The organism is Microbacterium sp. LWH11-1.2 (assembly GCF_038397745.1).
Lineage (GTDB): Bacteria > Actinomycetota > Actinomycetes > Actinomycetales > Microbacteriaceae > Microbacterium.
The window spans coordinates 1,625,846-1,649,807 of the sequence record NZ_CP151636.1 but is presented as its reverse complement, the minus strand read 5'-3'; the positions used below and the strand labels follow the sequence as shown (position 1 = coordinate 1,649,807).

At 69.6% G+C, this 23,962-nt stretch carries 24 protein-coding genes; 15 read left to right on the top strand and 9 right to left on the bottom strand.

All coding sequences use genetic code 11. The features are described 5' to 3' along the window. Positions 1–70: 70 nt before the first annotated feature. Positions 71–940 (bottom strand): sugar phosphate isomerase/epimerase family protein, encoded by an 870-nt coding sequence (locus MRBLWH11_RS07855; RefSeq protein WP_116633856.1) that lies wholly within the window; start codon positions 938–940, stop codon positions 71–73. A 194-nt stretch (positions 941–1,134) separates the two neighbouring features. On the opposite strand from MRBLWH11_RS07855, the gene MRBLWH11_RS07850 reads away from it, so the two are divergent. Beyond that, entirely contained in the window at positions 1,135–2,136 is a 1,002-nt protein-coding gene (locus MRBLWH11_RS07850) for a LacI family DNA-binding transcriptional regulator (protein ID WP_341947428.1), read from the top strand. Between the two features lie 133 nt (positions 2,137–2,269). Here the strand turns inward: MRBLWH11_RS07850 and MRBLWH11_RS07845 are convergent, their stop codons facing one another. Together MRBLWH11_RS07845 and MRBLWH11_RS07840 are read right to left on the bottom strand one after the other, a co-directional pair. After that, positions 2,270–3,280, bottom strand: a complete 1,011-nt coding sequence (locus tag MRBLWH11_RS07845) for an aldo/keto reductase (RefSeq protein WP_341947426.1) — start codon at positions 3,278–3,280, stop codon at positions 2,270–2,272. Next, on the bottom strand, positions 3,267–4,562 hold the full coding sequence (locus tag MRBLWH11_RS07840; protein WP_341947425.1) for an L-fuconate dehydratase: 1,296 nt from the start codon (positions 4,560–4,562) through the stop codon (positions 3,267–3,269). Before MRBLWH11_RS07840 ends, MRBLWH11_RS07845 begins: the two co-directional genes overlap by 14 nt. A gap of 125 nt (positions 4,563–4,687) precedes the next feature. On the opposite strand from MRBLWH11_RS07840, the gene MRBLWH11_RS07835 reads away from it, so the two are divergent. Together MRBLWH11_RS07835 and MRBLWH11_RS07830 are read left to right on the top strand one after the other, a co-directional pair. After that, positions 4,688–5,548 (top strand): fumarylacetoacetate hydrolase family protein, encoded by an 861-nt coding sequence (locus tag MRBLWH11_RS07835; RefSeq protein ID WP_341947424.1) that lies wholly within the window; start codon positions 4,688–4,690, stop codon positions 5,546–5,548. After that, complete coding sequence (locus MRBLWH11_RS07830) at positions 5,545–6,318, top strand: SDR family oxidoreductase (protein ID WP_341947423.1); 774 nt, start codon at positions 5,545–5,547, stop codon at positions 6,316–6,318. Before MRBLWH11_RS07835 ends, MRBLWH11_RS07830 begins: the two co-directional genes overlap by 4 nt. A gap of 75 nt (positions 6,319–6,393) precedes the next feature. Here the strand turns inward: MRBLWH11_RS07830 and MRBLWH11_RS07825 are convergent, their stop codons facing one another. Further along, positions 6,394–7,362, bottom strand: coding sequence for an amidohydrolase family protein (locus MRBLWH11_RS07825; RefSeq protein WP_341947422.1), 969 nt, complete (start codon positions 7,360–7,362; stop codon positions 6,394–6,396). Positions 7,363–7,408: 46 nt separating this feature from the next. Here MRBLWH11_RS07825 and MRBLWH11_RS07820 point away from each other — a divergent pair, with 46 nt between their 5' ends. Further along, a complete protein-coding gene (locus tag MRBLWH11_RS07820; protein WP_116633850.1) occupies positions 7,409–8,086 on the top strand; it encodes a FadR/GntR family transcriptional regulator in 678 nt (225 codons plus the stop codon). Between the two features lie 46 nt (positions 8,087–8,132). Here MRBLWH11_RS07820 and MRBLWH11_RS07815 read toward each other — a convergent pair whose 3' ends face one another. Then, positions 8,133–8,816: a transaldolase family protein gene (locus MRBLWH11_RS07815; protein WP_341947421.1), complete on the bottom strand. Its 684-nt coding sequence runs from the start codon at positions 8,814–8,816 to the stop codon at positions 8,133–8,135. 124 nt (positions 8,817–8,940) lie between these two features. On the opposite strand from MRBLWH11_RS07815, the gene MRBLWH11_RS07810 reads away from it, so the two are divergent. The 6 genes from MRBLWH11_RS07810 (at position 8,941) to MRBLWH11_RS07785 (ending at position 13,851) form a co-directional block, all read left to right on the top strand. Next, the gene (locus tag MRBLWH11_RS07810; RefSeq protein WP_116633848.1) at positions 8,941–9,903 is read left to right on the top strand and encodes a ribokinase; all 963 of its coding nucleotides are present in this window, start codon (positions 8,941–8,943) and stop codon (positions 9,901–9,903) included. A gap of 9 nt (positions 9,904–9,912) precedes the next feature. Continuing rightward, positions 9,913–10,317, top strand: a complete 405-nt coding sequence (gene rbsD, locus MRBLWH11_RS07805) for a D-ribose pyranase (protein WP_341947420.1) — start codon at positions 9,913–9,915, stop codon at positions 10,315–10,317. A 1-nt stretch (position 10,318) separates the two neighbouring features. Beyond that, positions 10,319–11,134: a GntR family transcriptional regulator gene (locus MRBLWH11_RS07800; RefSeq protein WP_341947419.1), complete on the top strand. Its 816-nt coding sequence runs from the start codon at positions 10,319–10,321 to the stop codon at positions 11,132–11,134. Positions 11,135–11,390: 256 nt separating this feature from the next. Beyond that, positions 11,391–12,161: a hypothetical protein gene (locus tag MRBLWH11_RS07795; protein WP_341947418.1), complete on the top strand. Its 771-nt coding sequence runs from the start codon at positions 11,391–11,393 to the stop codon at positions 12,159–12,161. A gap of 22 nt (positions 12,162–12,183) precedes the next feature. Then, positions 12,184–13,242: a PLP-dependent cysteine synthase family protein gene (locus MRBLWH11_RS07790; protein ID WP_341947416.1), complete on the top strand. Its 1,059-nt coding sequence runs from the start codon at positions 12,184–12,186 to the stop codon at positions 13,240–13,242. A 93-nt stretch (positions 13,243–13,335) separates the two neighbouring features. Further along, the gene (locus MRBLWH11_RS07785) at positions 13,336–13,851 is read left to right on the top strand and encodes an ACT domain-containing protein (RefSeq protein ID WP_116633843.1); all 516 of its coding nucleotides are present in this window, start codon (positions 13,336–13,338) and stop codon (positions 13,849–13,851) included. A gap of 94 nt (positions 13,852–13,945) precedes the next feature. On the opposite strand, the gene MRBLWH11_RS07780 is transcribed toward MRBLWH11_RS07785, so the two are convergent. Next, a complete protein-coding gene (locus MRBLWH11_RS07780) occupies positions 13,946–14,638 on the bottom strand; it encodes an FCD domain-containing protein (protein WP_341947415.1) in 693 nt (230 codons plus the stop codon). Between the two features lie 163 nt (positions 14,639–14,801). On the opposite strand from MRBLWH11_RS07780, the gene MRBLWH11_RS07775 reads away from it, so the two are divergent. From MRBLWH11_RS07775 to MRBLWH11_RS07760, 4 genes are read left to right on the top strand one after another with little or no spacing between them, the layout of a single operon-like run. Further along, a complete protein-coding gene (locus MRBLWH11_RS07775; protein ID WP_116633841.1) occupies positions 14,802–16,037 on the top strand; it encodes an aminotransferase class V-fold PLP-dependent enzyme in 1,236 nt (411 codons plus the stop codon). A gap of 33 nt (positions 16,038–16,070) precedes the next feature. Further along, positions 16,071–17,381, top strand: coding sequence for a sugar ABC transporter substrate-binding protein (locus MRBLWH11_RS07770; RefSeq protein WP_341947414.1), 1,311 nt, complete (start codon positions 16,071–16,073; stop codon positions 17,379–17,381). A 3-nt stretch (positions 17,382–17,384) separates the two neighbouring features. After that, entirely contained in the window at positions 17,385–18,347 is a 963-nt protein-coding gene (locus MRBLWH11_RS07765; protein WP_116633839.1) for a sugar ABC transporter permease, read from the top strand. Next, positions 18,344–19,249 (top strand): carbohydrate ABC transporter permease, encoded by a 906-nt coding sequence (locus MRBLWH11_RS07760; RefSeq protein ID WP_341947413.1) that lies wholly within the window; start codon positions 18,344–18,346, stop codon positions 19,247–19,249. Before MRBLWH11_RS07765 ends, MRBLWH11_RS07760 begins: the two co-directional genes overlap by 4 nt. A 76-nt stretch (positions 19,250–19,325) precedes the next feature. Here the strand turns inward: MRBLWH11_RS07760 and MRBLWH11_RS07755 are convergent, their stop codons facing one another. Both MRBLWH11_RS07755 and MRBLWH11_RS07750 read right to left on the bottom strand, forming a co-directional pair. Continuing rightward, on the bottom strand, positions 19,326–20,339 hold the full coding sequence (locus MRBLWH11_RS07755; protein ID WP_341947412.1) for an aldo/keto reductase family protein: 1,014 nt from the start codon (positions 20,337–20,339) through the stop codon (positions 19,326–19,328). 73 nt (positions 20,340–20,412) lie between these two features. Continuing rightward, entirely contained in the window at positions 20,413–21,846 is a 1,434-nt protein-coding gene (locus tag MRBLWH11_RS07750) for a PLP-dependent aminotransferase family protein (protein ID WP_341947411.1), read from the bottom strand. Between the two features lie 85 nt (positions 21,847–21,931). On the opposite strand from MRBLWH11_RS07750, the gene MRBLWH11_RS07745 reads away from it, so the two are divergent. After that, the gene (locus MRBLWH11_RS07745; protein WP_341947410.1) at positions 21,932–22,252 is read left to right on the top strand and encodes a hypothetical protein; all 321 of its coding nucleotides are present in this window, start codon (positions 21,932–21,934) and stop codon (positions 22,250–22,252) included. Between the two features lie 57 nt (positions 22,253–22,309). Here the strand turns inward: MRBLWH11_RS07745 and MRBLWH11_RS07740 are convergent, their stop codons facing one another. Beyond that, complete coding sequence (locus tag MRBLWH11_RS07740) at positions 22,310–23,920, bottom strand: DUF4407 domain-containing protein (RefSeq protein ID WP_341947409.1); 1,611 nt, start codon at positions 23,918–23,920, stop codon at positions 22,310–22,312. Positions 23,921–23,962 lie beyond the last annotated feature (42 nt).

Genomic DNA, 23,962 nt, shown 5'->3' with positions numbered 1-23,962 from the left:
AACGAAGCACGGATGGGGAAGGCCTGTAATAACATCTTGATCTTCCCGCCGCCGGATCCGGCTGCCCGCCTCAGTGCAGGCGGATCGATTCGACCGCCACGAGCTTGTCGCGGATGTACGCGTTGGCGTGGGCGCCCAGTTCGTCGTTGTCGGTCCAGAGGTTCCGCCAGATGCCCAGCATCCGGCTGAGATCAGGAGCGACCACGGCCGACGAGAACGACTCGAAGACGATCGGACCGTCGTACCCGATGCGGCCGAGCGCCTTGAAGAAGGTGTCGAAGTCGACCGTCCCGGTGCCGAGGTAGCCCCGATGGCTCTCGCCGATGTGCACGTAGCGCAGGGCGGGAGCGGCGTCGAGGACCGGCGCGAACATATCCGACTCCTCGATGTTCATGTGGTACGTGTCGAGGTGGATCCCGACATTGGGCCGGTCGACCTCCGCCAGGTAGCCGAGCGCCTGACGTGCCGTGTTCAGCACGTTGGTCTCGTAGCGGTTGACCACCTCGAGCGACACCGACACCCCGCGCTCGGCGGCGTGGTCGGCGACCCGCGCGATGGCGGCGCGACTGCTCGCGAGTCCTTCGGGCGTCACGGGCTCCATGTACTTCTTCATGGCACTGTAGATCACCCCGCAGAAGTGCTCGCCGCCCAACTCGGCGAGCACGTCGACCGCGCGGATCAGCAGCGCCTCGCCCGCCGCGACGATCGCGGGGTCGGAGCTCGTGACGTCGGTCGCCTCGGACAGCCCGAGCGATGCGCTCACCGCGAGGTCGTGCTCCTCGAGCGCGTCCTTCGCGGCCGCCACGTCGAACGAGAACGGATCCATGAGGGGGAACTCGATGAGATCGAATCCCGCCGCTTTCGTCTTCTCCACAGCGAGACGGATGCCGTCGGCATCGAAGTTCCCGGTCCAGACGAGCCCGTGGCAGCCGATGTTCATGAGGCCTCTCGCAGGCGGGTGTCCGGCACCGTCGCCTCGCCGGTTGGCACGTGCCAATCCCGACGTTCGAGTCACGCTACGGCGGTGGCGAGGCGAAGTCAAGTCATTTCTTGGCACGTGCCAAGTCCTCCGCTACGCTGAGGGTCGCCGCCCCGCCCGCTGCCGTGATCGGGGCACGACAACGAGGAGTATCCATGCCCGCGAGCGTCAAGGACGTCGCCGCTCTCGCCGGGGTCTCGTCCTCCACGGTCTCGAACTACCTCAATCACCCGCACGTGCTCGGCGCGTCGAGCCGGGAGCGCGTCCGGGACGCGATCGAGCAGCTCGGGTTCGTGCCGAACGAGTCGGCGCGGCAGCTGCGCGCAGGGTCGAGCAAGGCGCTCGCGCTGATCCTGCTCGACGCGTGGCTGCCCTACTTCAACGAGCTGTCCCGCGGGGTCGAGGACGTGACCCGCGAGGGCGGCTGGTCGCTCTTCTTCAGCAACAGCAACCGCGACGGCGCGCAGGAGCGCCGCAACATCGACATGTTCGAGGCGCACCGGGTGCAGGGCATCGTGATCTATCCGCTCGGCGATGTCGTGCCGCGTCTGGAGCTCCTGGCCGAACGGGGCATCCGCTCGGTGGTCGTCGGCCCCATCCGCTCATCCGACACCGTCGCGTCCGTGCTCTTCGACGATCGAGGCGGGGGCAGGCTCGCGGGCGAGCATCTGCTGTCGCTCGGCCGCAGCCGCATCCTCTTCCTCGGGAATCCCGCGGTCAGCCAGTCGAACGACCGCCTGGCCGGCCTCCAGGACGCGGTCGCGGGCACCACTGCGACCATCACGGTCGTCGACGTGCCGCATCTCGCGACCGAAGACGGGTTGCGGGCCGCCGAGCAGCTCATCGCCCTCCCTGCCACCGAGCGCCCGGATGCCGTCTTCGCCGCGAACGACATGGTGGCGCTGGGCGTGCTCACCCAGCTGCTGCGGCACGGCATCCGCGTTCCCGAGGAGATCGCGCTCGTCGGTTTCGACGACGTCGACCAGGCGCACCAGGGGGTCGTGCCGCTGACGAGCGTGCGGCAGCCGGGCTACGAGATCGGCCGTGCGGCAGGCGCAGCGCTGCTCCAGCAGCTGGCCGACCCCGGCGCTCCGCCACCCGCCACGACCCCGTTCCCCGCCGAACTCATCGTGCGCGAGTCGACGATCGGACGCTGAGGCGGTCTCGTCTCACTGCGTCGGCGTTCACGATTCAGCAAATCCGTCGTGTTCCCTGAGGATTCGGACGCGATCCGGGCGATCTCCGTACGTTCTTGCTGAAATGTGAACACGCGGCGTGCACCACCCGCGCTCACGCCGGGATGAGGCCGTCGGCTGCCAGGTTCTCCCAGAGCTCCTCGGGGATCGGCCGGGCCGCATACTCCGCGTTCTGGCGCAGCTGCTCGGGGCGACTCCCGCCCACAACCACCGAGCGCACGCCCGACGCCTGCAGCGGGAACTGCACGGCGGCTGCAGGCAGCGGCACGTCGTGGTCGGCGCAGACCGCGGCGATCCGCAGCAGCCGCTCCCACAGCTCGTCCGGCAGCTGTCCGTACTCGTAGCGCCCGTCGCGGCGCGGCTCGCTCGAGGCGAGCAGGCCGGAGTTGAAGACGGATGCCGCGACGATCCCGGTCCCCCGCTCCCGACAGGCCGGGAGCACGTCGACGGCGGCGGGCTGCTCGAGCAGCGTGTACCGACCGGCGATCATGATCAGGTCGAGGTCGGCGCTGCGGACGGCGGCGGCCAGTGCATCCGAGACCATCGATCCGATGCCGATCGCCGCGACCTCACCCTCGGCACGCAGCTGCTCGAGGGCGGGGAAGGCCTCGGCGAGCGCGAGATCCAGGTCGTTGCGCTCCGGGTCGTGCAGGTAGAGCAGGTCGATGCGCTCGATGCCGAGGCGTTCGCGCGATTCGTCGAGGCTCCGACGGATGCCCTCTGCCGAGAAGTCCCACACCCGCTGCAGGTCGTCGGGCACGTGGAAGTCGTTCGCCGTGTCGAGGCCGCCGGAGAACTCGGGGTTCGGGCGCAGCAGCCGCCCGGCCTTCGTCGACAGCACGTACTCGTCGCGCGGCTTCGTCTGGAGGAACGCGCCGAGGCGACGCTCGGACAGGCCGAGTCCGTAGTGCGGCGCGGTGTCGTAGTACCGGATGCCGCTCTCCCACGCGGCATCCAGCACGGCCCACGCATCGTCGTCGGAGAGCGCGCGGAACAGGTTCCCGACGTTCGCGGCGCCGTAGCCGAGGGCGGGGATGTCGGTGAGGGCGTGCCCGCGCTCCCCGGTGTCCGCCGACGTGGAAACCCGCCGCTCAGGCCCCGACATGCGCACCCGTCCAGGTGTAGGTCGCGATGCTGTCGGCCTTCATCTCCATGCCGGCACCGGGAGCGGTCGGCGCCATGTACGAACCGCCCTGGATGTCGGTCGGCACCACGAAGTGCTCGTGCAGGTGATCGACGAACTCGATCATGCGGCCCTCGCGCGTGCCCGTGACGGCCACGAAGTCGAACATCGACAGGTGCTGCACGGCCTCGCAGAGGCCCACCCCGCCGGCATGCGGGCAGACCGGCACCCCGAACTTCGCGGCGAGGAGAAGGTTGGCGATGTTCTCGTTCACGCCGGCGACCCGCACCGCGTCGATCTGCATGACCGAGATCGCCTCGGCCTGCAGCAGCTGCTTGAAGATCACGCGGTTCTGCGCATGCTCGCCGGTCGCGACGCGGATGGGCGCCACCCCCCGCGCGATCTCGGCGTGACCGAGCACGTCGTCGGGGCTGGTCGGCTCCTCGATCCAGGCCGGGTGGAACTCGGCGAGCGCGTTCACCCACTCGATCGCCTCGGACACCTCCCAGCGCTGGTTCGCGTCGATCGCGATCGGGAAGTCGGGTCCACACACCTCGCGCGCCTTGCGGAACCGGCGGATGTCGTCGTCGAGGTCGGCGCCGACCTTGAGCTTGATCTGGGTGAAGCCGTCGGCCATGGCCTCACGGGCCAGGCGCTCGAGCTTCTCGTCGGAGTAGCCGAGCCAGCCGGGGCTCGTGGTGTAGCCCGGATAGCCGGTGGCGAGCAGCTGCTGCTCCCGCTCGGCGCGACCGGGCTCGGCGGCGCGCAGGATCTCGAGCGCGTCCTCGCGGGTGAGGGCGTTGGTGAGGTAGCGGAAGTCGACGAGGTCGACGAGTTCTTCGGGCGTCATCCTTGCCAGCAGCTGCCAGAGCGGGAGCCCGGCGCGCTTGGCCTTGATGTCCCACAGCGCGTTGATGACCGCGCCGATCGCCATGTGCATGACCCCCTTCTCGGGGCCGAGCCAGCGCAGCTGCGAGTCGCCGATGATCGCGCGGAACGTGCCGCCCATGTCATCGAGGAGCGGCTCGAGCTCGCGCCCGACCAGATGCCCGGCGAGCGCGTCGATCGCCGCGACCTGCACGTCGTTGCCGCGGCCGATCGTGAACACGAAGGCGTGACCCTCGATGTCGTCGTCGGCATCCGTCCGCACGATCATGTAGGCAGCCGAGTAGTCGGGGTCGGGATTCATCGCATCCGAGCCGTCGAGGCTGAGCGACGTGGGGAAGCGGATGTCGGTGGTGTCGAGGGCGACGATGCGGCTCACAGGGTTTCCTCTCCATGCGCGAGCGGTTTTCTTCGCGCGGATCTCTTGGAGTGTAAACATCGGATGTCTATACTGTCAACGAGACCGGCCGCACCGACGCGGCCCACCGACCGATCAGGAGAATCATGAAGTTCGCGCGGCTTGGCGCCCCAGGGACCGAGATCCCCGTCCTCGTGGAGGGCGACCGCTACCTCGACCTCCGTCCCGTGACATCCGATGTGAACGGTGATTTCCTCGCCGGCGACTTCCGCGCCCGCGTCGCCGCGGCGCGTGATGCCGGTGAGCTCCCCGAGCTGACGGATGCCGCGTCCCTCCGCATCGGCGCCCCGATCGCCCGGCCCAGCGCCGTGATCTGCGTCGGCATGAACTACGCCGCCCACGCGGCCGAGTCGGGCTCGCAGCCGCCGACCATCCCGATCATCTTCCTGAAGACCCCGAACACCGTGGTCGGCCCGAACGACACCGTCACGATCCCCCGCGGCAGCGAGAAGACCGACTGGGAGGTCGAGCTCGGCATCGTCATCGGCGCCCGCACCGCCTATCTCGACTCCCCCGAGGAGTCGATGGCGCACGTCGCCGGCTTCGTGACGGCGAACGACGTCTCCGAGCGCTCGTTCCAGATCGAGGTGTCCGGCGGCCAGTGGTCGAAGGGCAAGATCGCTCCGGGCTTCAACCCGACCGGTCCGTGGCTGGTCACCCCCGACGAGGTCGATCACCATGCCCTCGGACTGCGCAGCTTCGTCAACGGCGAGCCGCGCCAGGATTCGAACACCAGCGACATGATCTTCTCGGTCGAGCACATCGTGCATCACCTGTCGCAGTACGTGACCCTCGAGCCGGGCGACCTGATCCTCACCGGCACCCCGCAGGGCGTCGCGCTCTCGGGCAACTTCCCGTACCTCGCCGCCGGCGACGTCGTCGAGATCGAGATCGACGGGCTGGGCCGACAGCGTCAGGAGTTCGTGGCATGGGAGGCGCAGAAGTGACCCTTCGACAGGCTCAGGGACCCACCGCACTGGAAGGACTGGTCGCGATCGTCACCGGCGGAGCATCCGGCATCGGCGCGGCGATCGCGCAGCGCCTGCACGCCGACGGGGCGCAGATCGCCGTGCTCGATCGCGACACCTCCGCCGCAGATCCCGCCTTCGCGGCCTTCACGGCCGACGTGTCGGATCGCGCGAGCGTCGACGCGGCGGTCGCGGCGGTCGCCGAGCAGTTCGGCCGCATCGACATCGTGGTGAACAACGCCGGGATCGGCGCGACGGGCGACATCACCGCGAACGACGACGACGAGTGGGCCCGCGTGCTGTCGATCAACGTCACCGGCATCGCCCGCGTGACCTCGGCCGCGCTCCCCTGGCTGCGGAAGTCGCCGTCGGCAGCGGTCTGCAACACGGCATCCATCGCCTCGACGACCGGCCTGCAGCAGCGCGCGCTCTACACCGCGTCGAAGGGTGCGGTCGCCGCGCTCACCCGCGCCATGGCTGCAGACCATCTGCGCGAGGGCATCCGCGTGAACGCCGTCAACCCCGGCACCGCCGACACCCCGTGGGTCAGCCGACTGCTGGACTCGGCATCCGACCCCGCCGCCGAGCGCGCGGCTCTCGAGGCGCGGCAGCCGCACGGCCGACTGGTGAGCGCCGACGAGGTCGCCGCAGCCGTCGCGTACCTGGTCGGCCCGTCCGCCGGTTCGACGACCGGCACGGCGATCGAGGTCGACGGCGGCATGGCGCAGCTGCGTCTGCGCACCGAGTAGCCCCGGTCACCGCCCCGGTCGCGAAAAGGCACCGATCCCGAGCGGGGATCGGTGCCTTTCTGCGACGGGAGCTTCCTACTCCCCGCGCAGCCAGCCGAGGATGCCGCGGCGCGGAGACTCCGGCGCCCCCGGCTGCCGCGCGTCCCCCACCTCGTAGAAGCGCTCGGCATTGGACCAGAGGACCGCGTCGACGTCGTGGCCGCGCGCCTCGGCCCAGGCCACGACGACCTCGAGCCAGCGTGTGCGCGCGGTCGCCTGGTAGGTCGCGGAGCCGTCTTCCGGGGCATGCGGGTCGCCCGACTCCGCCGGTCCGATCGCCGAGACGGGCCAGTCGCTGCCCCACATCAGACGCTCCTCGCCGAACGCGTCGGCGGCGACATCCAGGAACGGCTCGAGCTGCTCTCTGCTCCAGTTCCCCGCCGACTCCGCCGGCAGGCCCGACAGCTTGCAGAAGACGTTCGGATGCCGTGCCAGCTCGTCGAGATCGCGCACCCACTCCACCGACGGCGTCCGCGGTGCATCCGCCGTGCCGACCTCGGGCTTGCCGAGGTGGTCGAGCACCATGCGCAGCTCCGGGATCGCGCCGGCGAGACGGGCGATATCGGGCAGCTGGTTCGCGCGGACGCAGGCGTCGAAGGTCCATCCGCGCGCCGCGACCTCACGCGCTCCCGTCACGAACGCCGTCGACACCGCGAGGCCGTCCGGCTCGTTCTGCAGGTTGTGCCGCACGCCGACCACGAGCGTCTGCGCGGCGAGCTCGTCGAGGTGCGTGGTCGTGTCGACTCCGTGGTCGAGGCGCACGCCCGCCACGATGCCGATCACCCCGACGCGCTCGGCGAGGCTCTCGACCCAGCGCACCTCGTCGAGGAAGCGGTCGTCGGCGGTCTCGGCCTGCACGAACACCGCCTTCTCGTCCGCCGCGGCGCCCAGCCGCGCGTGCTCCAGCTCGATCTCGGCGAACCGGAAATCGTACGGCCCCTCGAGCCAGGTGTACTCGAGCAGCTCCGGATCCCACAGGTGCAGATGTGAATCGATGACGCGCATGCCCCCATCCTGCCCCAGACATCCGATCAATCGCTAGGATGACGCCATGGCTGTCACGGATGAGGCGATCGAGAAGATCAAGGCGATGATCGTGTCGGGCGAGCTGTCCCCCGGCGATCGACTCCCTCCCGAGAAGGAGCTGTCCGAACGCCTCGGCCTGTCCCGCAACTCGATGCGCGAGGCGGTCAAGGCACTCGAGGTCATCCGCGTGCTCGATGTGCGCCGCGGCGACGGCACCTATGTGACGAGCCTCGAACCGCATCTCCTGCTCGAGGCCATCTCGTTCGTCGTCGACATGCACGACGACGACTCGATGCTCGAGATCTTCGCGGTGCGGCGGATGCTGGAGTCGCAGGCGACCGGCCTCGCCGCGAACCTGGGCACCGACGAGGCGATCGCCGAGCTGGCGGCCGAGATCGACGGGATCGACGCCTCCGTGACGATCGAGGAGCTGGTGGAGCACGACATCCGCTTCCACCGGGAGATCGTCCGGATGGCGGGCAACGCGTACCTCGCGAGCCTGATCGAGCACCTCAGCAGCCAGACCGTGCGCGCGCGTGTGTGGCGCGGTCTCACCGAGGGCGGCGCGGTCGAGCGCACGCTCTCCGAGCACCGCGCGATCGCCGAGGCCATCGCGCAGCACGATTCCGCTCTCGCGACCTCGCTGACCACGGCGCACATCGCCGGCGTCGAACGGTGGCTGCGCCAGGCGGCATCCGCCTGATCCCGACGCGCAGCGTGCGCAGAAGCTGCAGCCCGATCGACCCGGGTCAGGCCCCGAGTCGCTCCATGGCCGCGTCGAACTCCACAGCCGAGCTGTCGCTCACGTCGTGGAGGAGCATCCGCTCGATCACGTCCGGGGCGGCGGTGAAGTAGGGCACCCCCAGCATCCGCAGACCGACGATGTCCTCCGGCGAGCGCAGCGACGCCGCCAGAACATCGGTGCCGCTGCCGACGCAGACCTCCTGCATGCGGGCGATGACGTCTTCGGCGCCGGGCCCGGAGAAGCCGGTCTCGGCGGCGGCATCCCGCATCCGTCCGAGGTACGGGGCGATGTACCGCACGCCGATGCTCGCGGCCACGAGTGCCTGCGCCACGGAGTACACGGCCGTCACGAGCACGGTCGCGCCGTCGCGGACGAGAGCGGATGCCGCGGCGAAGCCGTCGGCCGTGGCCGGCACCTTCACGACCACGCGGTCGCCCAGAGCGCGGATGCCCTCGGCGTTGCGCAGGAAGGACGCCGTGTCACCTCCCCACGTCTGGAAGAAGATCTCCTGCGCACCCTCGCCCGCCCACCGCGCATACAGCTCCGGGATGTCCGCGGCCGTCCTGTCGCCGCGCTCGAGGATGGTCGGATTGGTCGTCACGCCGTGCACGACGCCGGCGGCGAGCAGCCGGGAGATGCGGTCGACGTCGGCGCTGTCGACGTAGAGGCGGGGGGCGATCGCAGTCATCGGAGCTCCAGACAGAGGAACCTGTCGTTACAGGTTCGGATTCGGCTAATGTAATGACAGCCGCCGACGTCTGTCAAAGACGCCGACGCGGCCGAGCGTGCTGTCGAAGAGGATCAGGAGCGAGATGTCCCCCGCACTTCCCGGCGATCGCTCCGGCGTCGTCATCGTCGGCAGCGTGACCGCCGACGTGACCACCTTCTCACGGCGCCTCCCCGCCCGGGGCGAGACGATCCTCGGCGACGAGTTCACGCTCATGCTCGGCGGCAAGGGCGCCAACCAGGCGGTCGCCGCCGGGCGCTCCGGCGCCCGCACCAGCTTCGTGGGCTGCGTCGGCGACGACCTGTTCCACGACCTCGTCGTCGACGGACTCGGCGACGCGGGAGTCGACCTCACGCACCTGCGCACGGTCCCGGGCCCGACCGGCATCGCGCACATCCGCGTCGACGCCTCCGCGCAGAACGACATCGTCATGGTCCCGCTCGCCAACGCCGCCCTGAGCACCGAGCAGATCGACGCCGCGCTCGGTGCGCTGGCGTCGACGACATCCGTCCTCCTGACCCAGCTCGAGACGCCGTCCGCGCTCACCGCCCACATCACGGCGCGGGGGCGCGAGCACGGGATGACCGTGATCCTCGACCCGGCGCCCGCTGCCGAGCTCCCGGCCGAGATCTGGCGGAGCGTCGACATCGTCACCCCCAACGAGACCGAGGCCTCGCTGATCAGCGGGATCGAGGTGACGGATGCCGCGTCGGCGGAGCGCGCCGGCCTGTGGTTCCTCCAGCAGGGTGTGGGTGCCGCGGTCATCACGCTCGCGGGGCAGGGGTCCTGCGTCGTGACGGCGGAGGGCGCGACGATCGTCCCGCCGTTCCCGGTCGAGGCGGTCGACACGACCGCGGCCGGCGACGCCTACGCCGGCTATCTCGGCGCCGCCCTCGCGAACGGCAGCACGCTGAGCGAAGCCGTGCGCCTGGCCACGGCGGCCGGAGCGCTGACCGTGACCACGCAGGGCGCGTCGCCGAGCCTGCCGCACCGTGCCGATGTCGATGCCTTCCTCGAGGCCCGGGAATCCGCGACCGCGACGAACTGAGGAGAACCCATGCGCAAGTCAGCGACCACGATCAATCCCGCGCTCTCGCGGGTGATCAGCGAGACCGGGCACACCGACCTGCTCGTCGTGACCGATGCCGGCCTGCCGATCCCGCTCGGCTCGGAGCGCATCGACCTGGCGTATCGACCCGGAGCACCGACCTTCCTCGATGTGCTCGACACCGTGCTGGCCGAACTCGTGGTGGAGGGCGCGACGGTGTCCGCCGAGGTCGCCGAGAAGAGCCCGCAAGTGCTCGACGCTCTGCGCGAGCGCTTCGCCGGAATGGGGTTCGAGATCGAGCTCGTGCCGCACGTCGAGTTCAAGAAGCTCACGCAGGGCGCGCGGGCGTTCGTGCGCTCCGGCGAGTTCACGCCCTATGCGAACGTCATCCTGCACGCGGGGGTCGCGTACTGACATGACCGGCACCGTTGCGGACACGATCGACCGGCACTCCGCCGCTCCGATGTACGACCAGCTGCGCCAGCTGATCATCGACGGCATCGCGCGAGACGGCCTGCAGCCCGGCGATCCGCTGCCCGGGGAGCACCGCCTGTGCGAGCGCTACGGCATCTCGCGCACCGTCGTGCGACAGGCTCTCGCCCAGCTGGAGCACGAAGGGCTGGTCGAGCGGGTCAAGGGCAAGGGCACGTTCGTGTCCCGACCGCGCACGAGCGAGAGCCTCGTGCACACGCTCGTCGGCCTGTACGACGACGTGGAGCGTCGCGGCGGCCACGTGCACAGCGACGTGCTGCGGCACGAGCGGACGACTGCCGATGAGGAGGTCGCGCTCGCCCTGGAGATCCCCGTCGGGTCGCCGGTCGTCGCCCTCGAGCGACTGCGTCATGTGGACGGCGAGCCGTGGTCGCTCTCCACGACCTGGATGCCGGATGCCGTCGGCGCCGTCACCCTCGACGCCGATCTGACCGAGGCGTCGCTGTACCGCCTCCTCGCCGACAACGGCATGGTCGCGACGCACGGCGTCCGCTCGGCGGAGGCCACGGTCGCGACCCACGAGCAGGCGCAGCTCCTCGGCGTCAGTGCGGGCTCGGCTCTGCTGCGGCTGCGCAGCGTGAGCCGCAGCGCCGACGGCGCCCCCATGGAGTACTTCATCGCCTACCACCGCGGCGATCGGTCGCGCTTCGAGTTCCAGCTGCGGCAGGAGCAGTCACAGGCCTCCCTCCTGCACGTCGACGGCGATGGCGGTGCCTCTCCCGCGGGCACGGTCGGCTGAAGAGGGTCTGCCGCGGTCATCCCGAGTACCGACGAACCGCGCGACAAGACGACGCCGCCGGGGAGCAATCAGCAGGCCCCCTGGGCCCCGAGCGGCCCGCGCACGACTGACGATCTCTCCTGCACGTCGCGGATGGTGGCGAAGATTCTCCCCACAGCATGACCACCTGAGCAGATCTGCCCGCACGGTCGATGACGGAAACGACTACCTTTCGGAGAGGGCATCCGGCAGGTGCTTTCGATCCAGGGGGAGAACGATGACAGACGCGCAGACGGGGGCAGAACCAGACGACGTCATTCCGCCTCCACCTGTGGATGCCGGCGGCCGCGCTCCGAGTTTCCCGCCCGTCGTCCCGCTCGCGCCACCGGTGAGCGCTCCCGTTCCTCCCGGACCCTCCGCCGCACCTCTGCCGCCCTACGCGACCGCGGGCGGCCACCCGGCACCCGCTCCCGCACCCGCGTACCCGGCACCTGCCCCGGCGAAGTCCTCGAACGCCCTCGGCATCGTGCTGGCCGTGGTCGGCGGTCTCGTCATCCTCGCGGTCGTCGGCGTCGCCGTGCTCGTCGGGTTCCTCGTCCGCGGGTCGGACGAGGCTTCCCCGCCGGTCCCGGTACCGAGCCCGAGCGCGTTCGCCGAAGAGCCGGATGCCCCCTCCGACGACCAGCCGTCCGACGACGAGCCTGCCGGCCCTGACGCCGACGCCTCGGGGATCGCGGACCGGCTCGCGGCGAAGATCGATGAGTACAAGCGCCTGCGCGACTCCGGCGCGCTCTGGCAGACGATCCCCGACACCGAGTACAACCGCACCGCCGTCTCGGCGTTCCTGTATCTGATGACCGACATGAAGGTCGCGACGATCTGGGGGATCGACGAACAGCAGGCGCAGGAGTACGACGAACGCATGGCGATGCTCGAGGAGCGCCTGCTCGCGCAGCAGCCGCTCGGCGACGACATAAAGATCACCCTCGAGGACAAGGTCTTCATCTATGACGGCGAGACCGGCGAAGGCGGCTACACCGACAAGTGAGCGGGCGCGTTACGCTCGATCCGTGACCTCCTGGACCAGCACCGCGATCGCCCTGCTGGAAGCCGATGCCAATCGCAGCGCCGACACGCACCTGCATCTGTTCCCGCTGCCGCCGGAGTGGGGCATCGACCTGTACCTGAAGGACGAGTCGGTGCATCCGACCGGTTCCCTCAAGCACCGCCTGGCCCGCTCGCTGCTGCTCTACGGACTCGTCAACGGGCGCATCCACGAGAACACGACGCTCGTCGAGTCGTCGAGCGGGTCGACCGCGGTCTCGGAGGCGTACTTCGCGCGGATGCTGGGACTGCCGTTCGTCACCGTCGTGCCGCGTTCCACCAGCCAGGAGAAGATCGACCTCATCGAGTTCTACGGCGGACGGTGCCACTTCGTCGACCGCGCCGAGGACATGTCGCCCGAAGCTCAGCGCCTCGCCTCGGACTGCCACGGCCACTACCTCGACCAGTTCACGTTCGCCGAGCGGGCGACCGACTGGCGCGGCAACAACAACATCGCGGAGAGCGTGTTCAGCCAGCTCTCACAGGAGAGGCATCCGATCCCCCGCTGGATCGTCGTGGGCGCCGGCACCGGCGGCACGAGCGCGACCTTCGGACGGTACGTGAAGTACCGCCGGCACGAGACGCAGATCGCCGTGGTCGACCCGGAGGGCTCGGCGTTCTACGACGGCTGGGCCGGCACCGTCGACGCCCCCGCCGGACGACCGAGCCGCATCGAGGGCATCGGACGGCCCCGCGTCGAGCCGTCGTTCGTGCCGAGCGTGATCGACGAGATGATCCGGGTGCCGGATGCGGGTTCGATCGCCGCGATCCGGATGCTGCGCGCACGCACCCTGCACTGGGCGGGCGGGTCGACGGGCACCAACCTCTACGGCGCGTTCCAGCTCATCGCCCGGATGCGGGCGGCCGGCGAGACCGGCAGCGTCGTGACACTCATCTGCGACAGCGGCATCCGCTACGCCGGCACCTACTACTCCGACGAGTGGGTCGCCGCCCAGGGCTGGGACCTCGCCCCGCATCGCGCACGTCTGGACGCCTTCCTCGAGACGGGCGTCTGGGCCGACTGACCCGCACCCCCGGGGCGCTGAGCTCGTCGAAGGGCCCGAGCAGGCTCAGCGACCCAGCCCTTCGGCGATGGCCGATCGGGCTACGCTGGCGGCATGACCACTCTGATCCTCACCGTCGCGGGTGCAGACCGTCCGGGCCTCGTGGCCGCTGTCGCCGATGTCGTCGATGCGCACGGCGGCAACTGGGAGAACAGCTCGCTGGCAGAACTCGCCGGCACGTTCGCGGGCGTGATCGAGGTGTCCGTCGCCGAAGACCGCGCGCCCGAGCTCCAGACCGCGCTGCGCTCGCTGCAGGGCCAGGGCCTGTTGACCCTCGCCGTGCTCACGGGCACCCCCGCCGCCGATCTCGACGACGAGCAGCTCCTGACGATCCAGGTGCTCGGAAACGACCGCCACGGCATCGTCCGCGAGATCTCGACGGTGCTGAGTCAGCACGCCCTGAGCATCGAGGAGCTGGCGACCGAGACCCGGGATGCCGCGATGGCCGGCGGTCGCCTGTTCGAGGCATCCGTCACCGCGCGCGTTCCGGCGACGGTCGATCTCGACGCGCTGCGCGCCGACCTCGAGCGCATCGCCGCCGAGATCCAGGTCGACATCACCCTCGCCTGACCGCCTGCGTCCCGATCTGCTGACCGTGACCCGATCAGCTCACGGATCGGTCAGAATCCTCCGCAGATCGGGACGACATCCGCAGATCGGGACCTCATTCAGCCTGCTCGTCCACCTCGGTGTACTTGCGCACCCAGTACTCGGTGTACGCGACATGCGAAGACGCCGCCGCAGAGGCCGCCACCGGATCGGCCGCGGCGAGACCGCGGAGGATCGCGCGGTGCCCGGCATCCGAATGCAGCTTGAGCTCGGCCGCATCGTGCACATCGTGGATCCGATAGGCGCGCGAGCGCGACCGGAGCACGTCGATCAGGCTGGTGAGGGCGTCGTTGCCGGCGACCTTCGAGATCGTCATGTGGAACTCGTGGTCGAGCCGCGAGTGATCCTCGAAGTCGTCGCTGACCTCGATCTCGCCGAGGAGCGCATCGAGCTTCTCCACGGTCTCTTCATCGATACGCGCCGCGGCGAGCGCAGCAGCGTGCGGTTCGAGCACGCGCCGCAGCTCGGTGAGCTCGAGCACTCCCGCCATGGGCAGAAGCCCCACGGTGAGCGACAGGCTGCCGATGAGGTCGGCGGCGCGCAGCTCGCTGACGTAGCTGCCGGACCCGTGCCGGGTCTCCAGCACGCCGAGGGCGCCGAGCGTGCGGATCGCCTCGCGGAGTGATCCGCGAGAGACGCCGAGCCGTTCGCAGAGCTCGCCCTCGCTGGGCAGTCTGTCCCCCGGCCGCAGGGCACCGTCGGCGATGAGCGCCCGCAGCCCGTGCAGCGCTTTGTCCAACGCGCTCATCGTGTTCCTCTCTGGCACCCGGATCTCCTGTGAGTCTGTCGGATGCCGATCGCGCAACCAACTTGTATGACGACTTTATTAAATTGTGCGTGATTTCTGGTGATCTATCGACCTGTGTGGCAAAGTTGTGCAACAACTCCCCCCGACGTGTTGAAGAGGACCCATGCAGGCCACCGGTTTCCCCGCCCCGCTCCGACTGAGGTCGTTCGACCGTGCGCGGGATGCCTGGCCCCTGGATCCGGCGATCATCCACCTCAACCACGGCTCATTCGGCGCCGTCCCCACCGCCGTCGTCGAGCAGCAGGACGCGCTGCGCCGCAAGGCGGATCTGAGCCCGGTCGAGTGGTTCCCCCGCATCGCCGAGCGCGTGCGCGCCGCCCGGGAGCTGACCGCCCCGTTCGTGGGCGCTCGCCCCGAGGACAGTGCCTTCGTGCCGAACGCCTCTGCCGCTGCCACCGTCGTCTACAACGCGCTCCGCCTCGAGAGCGGAGACGAGATCCTCGTCACCGATCAGGGCTACGGCGCGATCACGATGGGGGCGCAGCGCCTCGCCCGCCGCTTCGGCGCGACCGTGCGGGTCGTCGAGCTCCCGCTGCTGGGCTCCGACGACGAGATCGTCGAGCTGTTCGCCGCTGCCCTCACCCCGCGCACGAAGCTCATCGTCGTCGATCAGATCACCTCCCCGACCGCCCGGCTGCTGCCGACCCGACGCATCGCCGAACTCGCAGCCGACCGCGGAGTGCGCACGCTCGTCGACGGCGCCCACGCCCCCGGCCTCGTCGCGGATGCCGCAGCCGTCGCCGGCGGCGACTGGTGGTTCGGCAACCTGCACAAGTGGCCCTGCGCTCCGCGCGGCTCGGCGCTGCTCGTGACAGAGACGCACGACCGCGAAGAGCTCTGGCCCCTGATCGACTCGTGGGCGGCGCAGGAGTCGTACCCGACGCGCTTCGACACGCAGGGCACGATCGACGCGACGACCTACCTCGCCACCCCCGCCGCCATCGACTTCGTCGAGAGCGAGTACGGCTGGCAGCGTGCGCGCGAGACGATGGCGGTGCTCGCGGATGCCGGCGCTGAGATCATCGCCGAGGGCTTCCGCCCCTACGCCGACGAGGAGCCCCTCACCCCGCTCCCCTCGCCCGTTCCGTCGATGCGACTCGTCCGCCTCCCCCTCGGCCTCGGCGCCACGCGGGAGGAGGCCGACGCCCTGCGCATGGACCTGCTCGACCTGACCGGGGTCGAGACCGCGTTCACCAGCTTCCGCGGCATCGGCTACTTCCGCCTGTCGGCGCACCTCTACTCCGAGGCATCCGACTTCGAGGCGTTCGTGGAGCGCTGCATCCCGCAGATCCTCCAGCGTGCCGGCATCCGGCCCGCGGCATCCGTCATCATCCCCTGACCCCCACCCGAAACACCAACTGAGAGGCACATCGTGAAGAACAAGATCTTGACGACAGCGGCGGGAGTCGGCACCGTCGCCGTCCTCGCGCTCACCGGCTGCTCCGCCGGCGGCGGCCCGTCCGCCGACGGGACCGTCACCCTGCAGATGGTCGAGAGCCTGACCAACCCGGCGCGCACCGACCTCATCCGCGGACTCCTCGACGAGTTCGAGAAGGAGAACCCGAAGATCAAGGTCAACCTGGTCTCGCCGCCCACCGAGCAGGCCGACCAGAAGATCCAGCAGATGCTGCAGTCCGGCAAGGGCGTCGACCTCCTCGAGGTGCGCGACATCACGGTCGGACCGTTCGCCAACAACGGCTGGCTGTACGACCTCGGCGACGACCTGGAGAAGTGGGACGGCTGGGACGCCCTGACCGACAACGCCAAGTCCGCGTCGGTCGCAGAAGACGGCAACAGCTACTTCGTCCCGTACGGCTTCTACGGCCTGTCGCTGTTCTACCGCACCGACCTCGTCGAGAAGGCCGGCTTCGACGGTCCGCCGAAGAGCTGGGAAGACCTGCTCGAGCAGGCGAGCGCGATCCAGGACCCGTCGAACAACGTCTACGGCTACGCCTTCCGCGGCGGCCCGAACGCGAACAGCAACGTGGTCGCCGCCATCGAGGCGTACACGATCGACGATCTGAACATCGACGACGCCTTCCTGATGAAGGACGGCTCGACGATCTTCGCGGCGCCCGAGGCGCAGGATGCCGTCGACGACTACTTCGCCCTGTTCGAGAAGGCATCGCCGCCCTCGGCCGTGTCGTGGGGCTACCCCGAGATGGTCGCCGGCTTCACGAACGGCACCACGGCGTTCCTGCTGCAGGACCCCGAGGTCATCGCGACGGTCCAGGACTCGAACCTCACCGAGGACCAGTGGGACACCGCTCCGCTCCTCGTGGGCCCGTCGGGCAAGGCCGCGCAGCCGTTGGCCGTGGCCGGATGGGGCGTCGCCGAGGCGAGCGAGAACAAGGAGGCGGCGGTGAAGCTCGTCGAGTTCCTCTCGTCCGCCGAGCCCGCGACCGAGTTCGCGCAGGCGAACAGCCTGGTGCCGATCATCACCGAAGCGGCGGATGACGACTTCTACTCCACCGGCCCGTGGACGAGCTACGTCACCATGACGGAAGACCCGGACACCTACGTCAACGTGCGCCAGCCGCGCGGCGTCAGCTGGTGGACCGAATGGATCCAGAAGTCCGACCAGGATGTGCAGAACGTGCTGCTCGGCAACATGTCGACGAGCGATCTGCTGGCATCCTGGGACGCCTTCTGGACGGAGAAGTACGCCGCGGAGAAGGGCTGACCCGTGGCCCTGACCGCTCGCGAGGGAGGTTCCGTCGGCACGGCTTCGAAAGAAGCCGCCGGCGGGGCCTCCCCCGGCCCCCGGCGCCGGCCGTTCCGCGGCCGGCACGCGCTGACGCTCCTGGCCTTCATGGCCCCGGCGATCGTCTTCGTGTGCTGGTTCACATACTGGCCGATGCTGCAGGGCGCCCGCATGGCCTTCCACGACTGGAACCTCTGGGACCTCACGTCGACCCCGTTCGTCGGCTTCGACAACTTCGTCGCGGTGTTCCAGGATCCGGCGTTCCCCGTCGTGGCGTGGAACTCGATCCTCTGGGTGGTCGGCTCCCTCGTCCCGCAGCTGGTGATCGGCTTCCTGATCGCCCTCGCCCTGCGCAAGCGGTTCCGCTTCCGCGGGCTCTACCAGGCCCTCGTGTTCTTCCCCTGGGCGGTGTCGGGCTTCCTGATCGGGATGCTGTTCCGCTGGATGTTCAACGCCGAGTTCGGCGTCGTCAACGACCTGCTCATGAAGGCCGGTCTGATCGACGCCCCGCTGCCCTGGCTCGCCGACCCGAAGCTCGCGATGATCGCCGTGATCGTCGCCAACATCTGGTACGGCGTGACGTTCTTCGCGATCATGATCCTGGCCGCGCTCCAGTCCGTCCCGGACGAGATGCTGGAGGCCGCGAGCCTCGACGGCGCCGGCAAGGTGCGACAGCTGTTCTCGATCATCATCCCGTACATCGCGGTGACGCTGCTGCTCACGATCCTGCTGCGCGTGATCTGGATCTTCAACTTCCCGGACATCATCTACGCCATGACCAACGGCGGGCCCGCGAACCAGACCCACATCATCACGACCTGGATGATCAACTACACCCAGCAGGGCAACTACGGCATCGCGAGCGCGATCGGCCTCATCGTCGTCGCGTTCCTGTTCGTGTTCTGCGCGTTCTATCTGATGGCGATGCGGAGGGCCCAGCGATGACCATCACCGGTACCACCATGACGGAGACCAGGCGGCTCACCGTCCCCGACCCGGCCAGGGCTCCGCGTCCGAAGCGCCGGGTGACGCCGGGCGGCGTTGTGCGCGTCGTCGGCCTCGGGCTCTGGCTGGTGATCACGCTCTTCCCGCTCTACTGGATCGCGCTGACGTCGATCAAGTCGCCGGGCACGATCAACCGGTTCCCGATCGAGTACTGGCCCAGCGAGCCCTCGTTCGAGAACTACGTGAACCTGTTCCAGCAGAGCTCGTTCGCGGTGTTCCTCGGCAACTCGGCCCTGGTGGCGATCGTCGCCGGCGCGGTGGCCACGCTGATCGCATTGCTCTCCGCCTACGTGATCGCCCGCTTCGAGTTCCGCGGGAAGGGCGCGGTGCTGATCGCGTTCCTGCTCACCCAGATGATCCCGGCGTTCATCGCCCTGGGACCGCTGTACTCGATGATGACCGACCTGGGTCTGGTCGACACCAAGCCCGGCCTCATCCTCGTCTACATCGCGATCTGCATCCCGTTCTCGACCGTCATGCTGCGGGGCTTCTTCGAGAACGTGCCGGATGCGCTGGAGGAGGCGGCGATGATCGACGGATGCTCCCGCCTCGGCGCCCTGTTCCGGGTGCTCGTGCCGGTCATGACGCCCGGCATCATCGCGGCGTTCATCTTCAACTTCGTGAACTGCTGGAACGAGCTGTTCCTGTCGGTCGTGCTGATGAACACCGACGAGAACCGCACGGTCCCCTCGGCGCTGAACGGCTTCATCTCGACGTTCAACATCGACTGGGGCTCGATGAGCGCCGCAGCGGTCCTGACGATCCTGCCGACCATGGCGATGTTCGCGCTCGCGAGCCGCTGGATCGTGCAGGGCCTGACGGCCGGCGCCGTGAAGGAGTAATCGAGCCGGTTCCGGTCGCAGAAACGGCTCCATCCGACATGCGGATGGAGCCGTTTTCGCGACCGGAACGCGAGGCTCAGGTCAGGCGGTGCTTCGGCGAGACCGAGTAGGTGTGCTCGGCGTCGCGGTTGACCGCATCGCCGAGTGCCGTGTCGATCGCCGCGAGCGTGTCGGCGTCGAGCTTCACGCCCGAGGCCTTGACCGTCTCGGCGAGCTGCTCCGGACGGGATGCTCCGACCAGCGCCGCGGCGATGTTCGGGTTCTGCAGCACCCACGCGATCGCGAGCTGCGGCATCGAGAGGCCCGCCTCGTCGGCGATCGGCTTGAGCCGCTGCACGGCGGTGAGGATGTCGTCCTGCAGGAAGCTCTTGATGAAGTCGGCACCGCTGTGCGGGTCGGTCGCGCGCGATCCCTCGGGCACCGGCTGACCGGGGAGGTACTTGCCGCTGAGCACCCCCTGCGCCATCGGCGACCAGACGATCTGCGAGATGCCGAGCTCTTCGGATGCCGGGACGACCTTGCCCTCGATGACCCGCCACAGCATCGAGTACTGGGGCTGGTTCGAGATGAGCTGAACGCCGAGCTGCTTCGCGATCGCGTGGCCCTCGCGCAGCTGCTCGGCGGTCCACTCCGAGACGCCGATGTACAGCGCCTTGCCCTGACGCACGACGTCGGCGAAGGCCTGGAAGGTCTCCTCGAGCGGCGTCTCGTAGTCGAAGCGGTGCGCCTGGTACAGGTCGACGTAGTCGGTTCCGAGGCGCTTCAGCGAGCCGTTGATCGACTCGAGGATGTGCTTGCGGCTCAGGCCGGTGTCGTTCGGACCCTTCGGGCCGGTCGGGAAGTAGACCTTCGTGAAGATCTCCAGCCCTTCGCGGCGCTGTCCTTCCAGAGCCTTGCCGAGCACGACCTCGGCGGCGGTGTTGGCATAGGTGTCTGCGGTGTCGAATGTGGTGATGCCGGCGTCGAGCGCCGCGTGGACCGTCTTCACGGCGGCGTCATCGCCGACCTGCGATGCGTGGGTGACCCAGTTGCCGTAGGTGATCTCCGAGACCTTGAGACCGCTGTTTCCGAGATAGCGATAGTTGACCATGTTCCCACGCTAGTCGCTGCCGAGCGGGCCGAGGGCGGGATTCCGTGACCGGTCTCAGGCGGACATCGTCATCCTAGGAAGCACGCCCGAGAGTCTCCCGATACTCGCGCCACGCCGCGCCGAGCCGGCGGATGCCCTCCGTGAGCACGTCGTCGGGTGCGGTGAACGGGATCCGGATGTGGTCGTCGGAGGAGACGGATGCCGCGAACGCGGCACTCCCGGCGATCGAGACGCCGTGGGTGGCCGCGATCCGGGCGAGGGCGTCGGCGGATCCCGCGGGCAGCGCGACCCAGAGCGACAGGCCACCACGCGGCGGGTCGACCTGCCAGTCGGGCAGGTGCTCGGCCATCAGGCGTCGGAGGAGCCCGAGGCGCTCCTGGTGGATGCGGCTGTTCGCACGCCGCAGCTCCTCAGCGTGCGCGATGAGGTCGAGCGCGATGAGCTGCCCCGGCACACTGGTGGACTGGTCGGCGAGCTGCCGTGCGCCGCGCAGCCGCCGCACGAGCACCGGCTCGGCGCGCAGCCAGCCGATCCGCAGCCCCGCCCACGCCCACTTCGAGACGGACTCGACGACGATGATCGGCGCATCGGCCCGCTCTGCCGCGAGGGTGGGCGGCACGACGCCGTCGAAGGAGATGCCTGCGACGACGCGGTCCTCGATCACGGGCACGCCGTAGACCGCGGCGAGCTCCGCGACGCGGCGCCGGGCGGCGACGGGCAGACGCGTCCCGGTCGGGTTCTGGTGGTGCGGGTTGAGCGCGACGAGTGCGGGCCGCAGCCGCGCAAGCGCCTGCTCGAGCGCGTCGACGTCGAGCCCGTCCGGCCCCATCGGGATGCCGTGCACCGTGCCGCCGCGCAGCCCCACCGAGTCGGTGACCCCCGGCCAGGTGATCTCCTCCGCGAGCACCACGTCGCCGGGGCCGACGAGCGCGTTCACGACGAGGCTGATCGCCTGCTGCGCTCCGTGCGTCACGAGGATCTGCTCGGGAGTGGTCGGCGTGCCCTCGGCGCGGTACATCTCCGCGATGAGCTGGCGCAGGACGGGGAGTCCAGCGGGGTCCGTCTCGGGCAGGAGCGCGAGGTCGAGCCGTGGCTGATGGTCGCGGATCAGCTGCACGGCGAGCTCGGGGATCTGCGGGACGGTCCGCAGCAGGTCGATCGCGTTCGGCAGGGCGGAGAACAGCGCTTCGCCGCGACCCGGTCGCTGCACGGGGGCGACGGATGCCGCGGAGCCCGCGATGCGCGTTCCGCTCCCCTGCCGCCGCTCGACGAGCCCGCTCTCGGCGAGGTCGGCATAGGCCGCGACGACGGTGCCCCGAGACACCGAGCTGGCGGCGGCGAGCGCGCGTTCGGCGGGGAGGCGGTCACCGGGACGCAGCTCGCCGGTCTCGATGAGGCCCGCGATTCCGCGCGCGAGCCGGCCCGCGAGAGTGCCGTCGCCGTGGGTCCAGCGCCCCAGTCGCCCGGAGAGCCCCTCGGACGACACCTCGCCGGCCCGAACGAGCACGGTCGATGATCCTGTGTCCGATCCGTGGTCCACTGGCGCCGGATTGGCCCTGTGATCGATGCTCATGAGACCCGATTCTGGACCAATGGACACGTTCTTCGCCAGCACTTCACCCGATCTCGGTCCAATCGACCCAGATTGGACCATCGGCGCGCTCGTCGAGTGGCTCAGCGAGGACTCCCGTCAGCACGACCCGGCGCTCCGGGGCCCGCTCGCCCGGATCGACGCGGAGCTCGCCGGTGCGCGCTGGACGCACAGCCCGTCGACCGTCGCCCTGATCCGATCCATCGCGGACGCGGTGATCGGCGATCCGGCGATCCGCCGCATCCGCATCCGCGATCTCGGCAGCCCCGATCCGACCTCCACGAGCACGTCCACGCCGGAGCGGCTTCTCCAGCTCGCCTGAGAGCCCGCTCGCCTGCGGTTCCTGTGCTCCCGACGCGGCTGAGCCGCCTTCGCCGGCTCAGCCGACTGTCGGACGGACCAGCTGCTCCTGCTCGTCGAGGGTCTGCGCCTGCGCGCGCTTCTCGGCCCGTTCGCGCTCCTGCGCCTCGGCCGCCTCGGCCGCCTCGCGGCGCTCGGCGCGGGTCTGCGGTTCACCGGAGCCGGCGGCATCCGCCTGCATCCCCTGCGACTGCGTCGTCACGATCTCGGCGCGGTCGCGGAAGCCCTCGGCCGTCACCTTGTCGAGCGCGACCTGCTTGCGGATGGCCGCGGCCTTCTCATAGAGGTTCGGGTCCCCGTAGCTCGTGAGGACCTTCACCAGCACGGGCAGCAGCTCGATCATGAAGAACAGCGCCGCGATCAGGATGTGCGCCCACAGGATCGTCGGCTCCTTCTCGCTCAGCCGGTTGAGTCCGCTGATCTGGCTCAGCAGTCCGACAGCTCCCGCGTTGCCCTGCGCCACGGCATCCGCGCGCGCGTTGTATGCCGCGAGAGCCTGGTCGTAGGTGTCGCGCGCCCCCGGCAGCTGCGACTGCGCCTGCTCGCGGTTCTGCGACTCCGACGCCGAGGTGTTCTCCTTGGCGGACGTGCCGGCGGCGGCGAGCTCGTCGTTCGCCGTGCGCAGCTGCGCGGCCAGCGCGTCGTAGGTCTGCTGCGCCTCGGCGAGCTGCGCCTCGGCGGCATCCGAGCTCGCGCCCTCGCCGTTGACTCCGGTGCAGCCGGGGACCGTGCCCGCGCCCTCGCCGGTGAGCTCGCACTGGTACAGCAGGCGGGCCTGATCGATGACCGCCTGCTGCGCGGTCATCTTGGCGGTGAGGTCGTCGACCGTCGCCTGCGCGGCGGATTCGGTCGCCGAGGACGAATCCGTGCCGGCGACGATTCCGGTCGCGGCCTGGTTCTCCAGCTCGGCGACGCGGTCGGATGCAGCGTCCAGAGCGATCTTCTCCGGCCCCGACTCGAGGGCCTCCTGGTCGGACTGCGACTGCGTGATGTTGGTCGAGGCGACCTCGCGTGCGATGTCGTTGTGGAAGATCTGCAGCACCAGCGGCTCGGCGACCACGAAGCCGATGATCGCCGCCATGATCACTCGCGGGATCGCGAGGCCGATGAGCTTCCAGACGTTCCGGGTCGACGCCATGGTCGACGTCAGGAACCGGTCGAGGTTGAAGATGATGAGCGCCCACACGAGTGCCAGCGGCACGGCCAGCCACATCGCCGCCTGAACGCCGGTGGTCAAGGCGAACAGCATGGAGATCGCCGAGACCAGTGCGGTCCCGGCGAGGACGAAGAACATCTGCACGAAGCGCGGGGTCTCGCCGGGGACGCGGTCGAGGATCTCGCCCTCCGCACCACCGAGGATCGCCAGAGTCCTGGCGCGGGAACCGGGCGTGCGCGCGCGACGCGGCTTGCGGACCCGGGGCTTGCGCGCCGGCTTCGGAGCGGGTGACGGCTGCTCCGTCGTCTCCCCTGCAGGCGCGGTGACGGGCACTTCGCGGGTCACGTCGTCGGTGCCGGTGGGCTCGAACTCGCGCAGGAAGTCGAAGTCGTCGGTCTCGGCGTTCGGGTCGCTGTCGAGGACGATCCGACCCTGCGAGTCGTAGCGACCCGGTCGATGGGCGGAATAGGGCATCCCGACAATCTACGAAAGGTCGCCTGTGCATCCCGTGGAAGA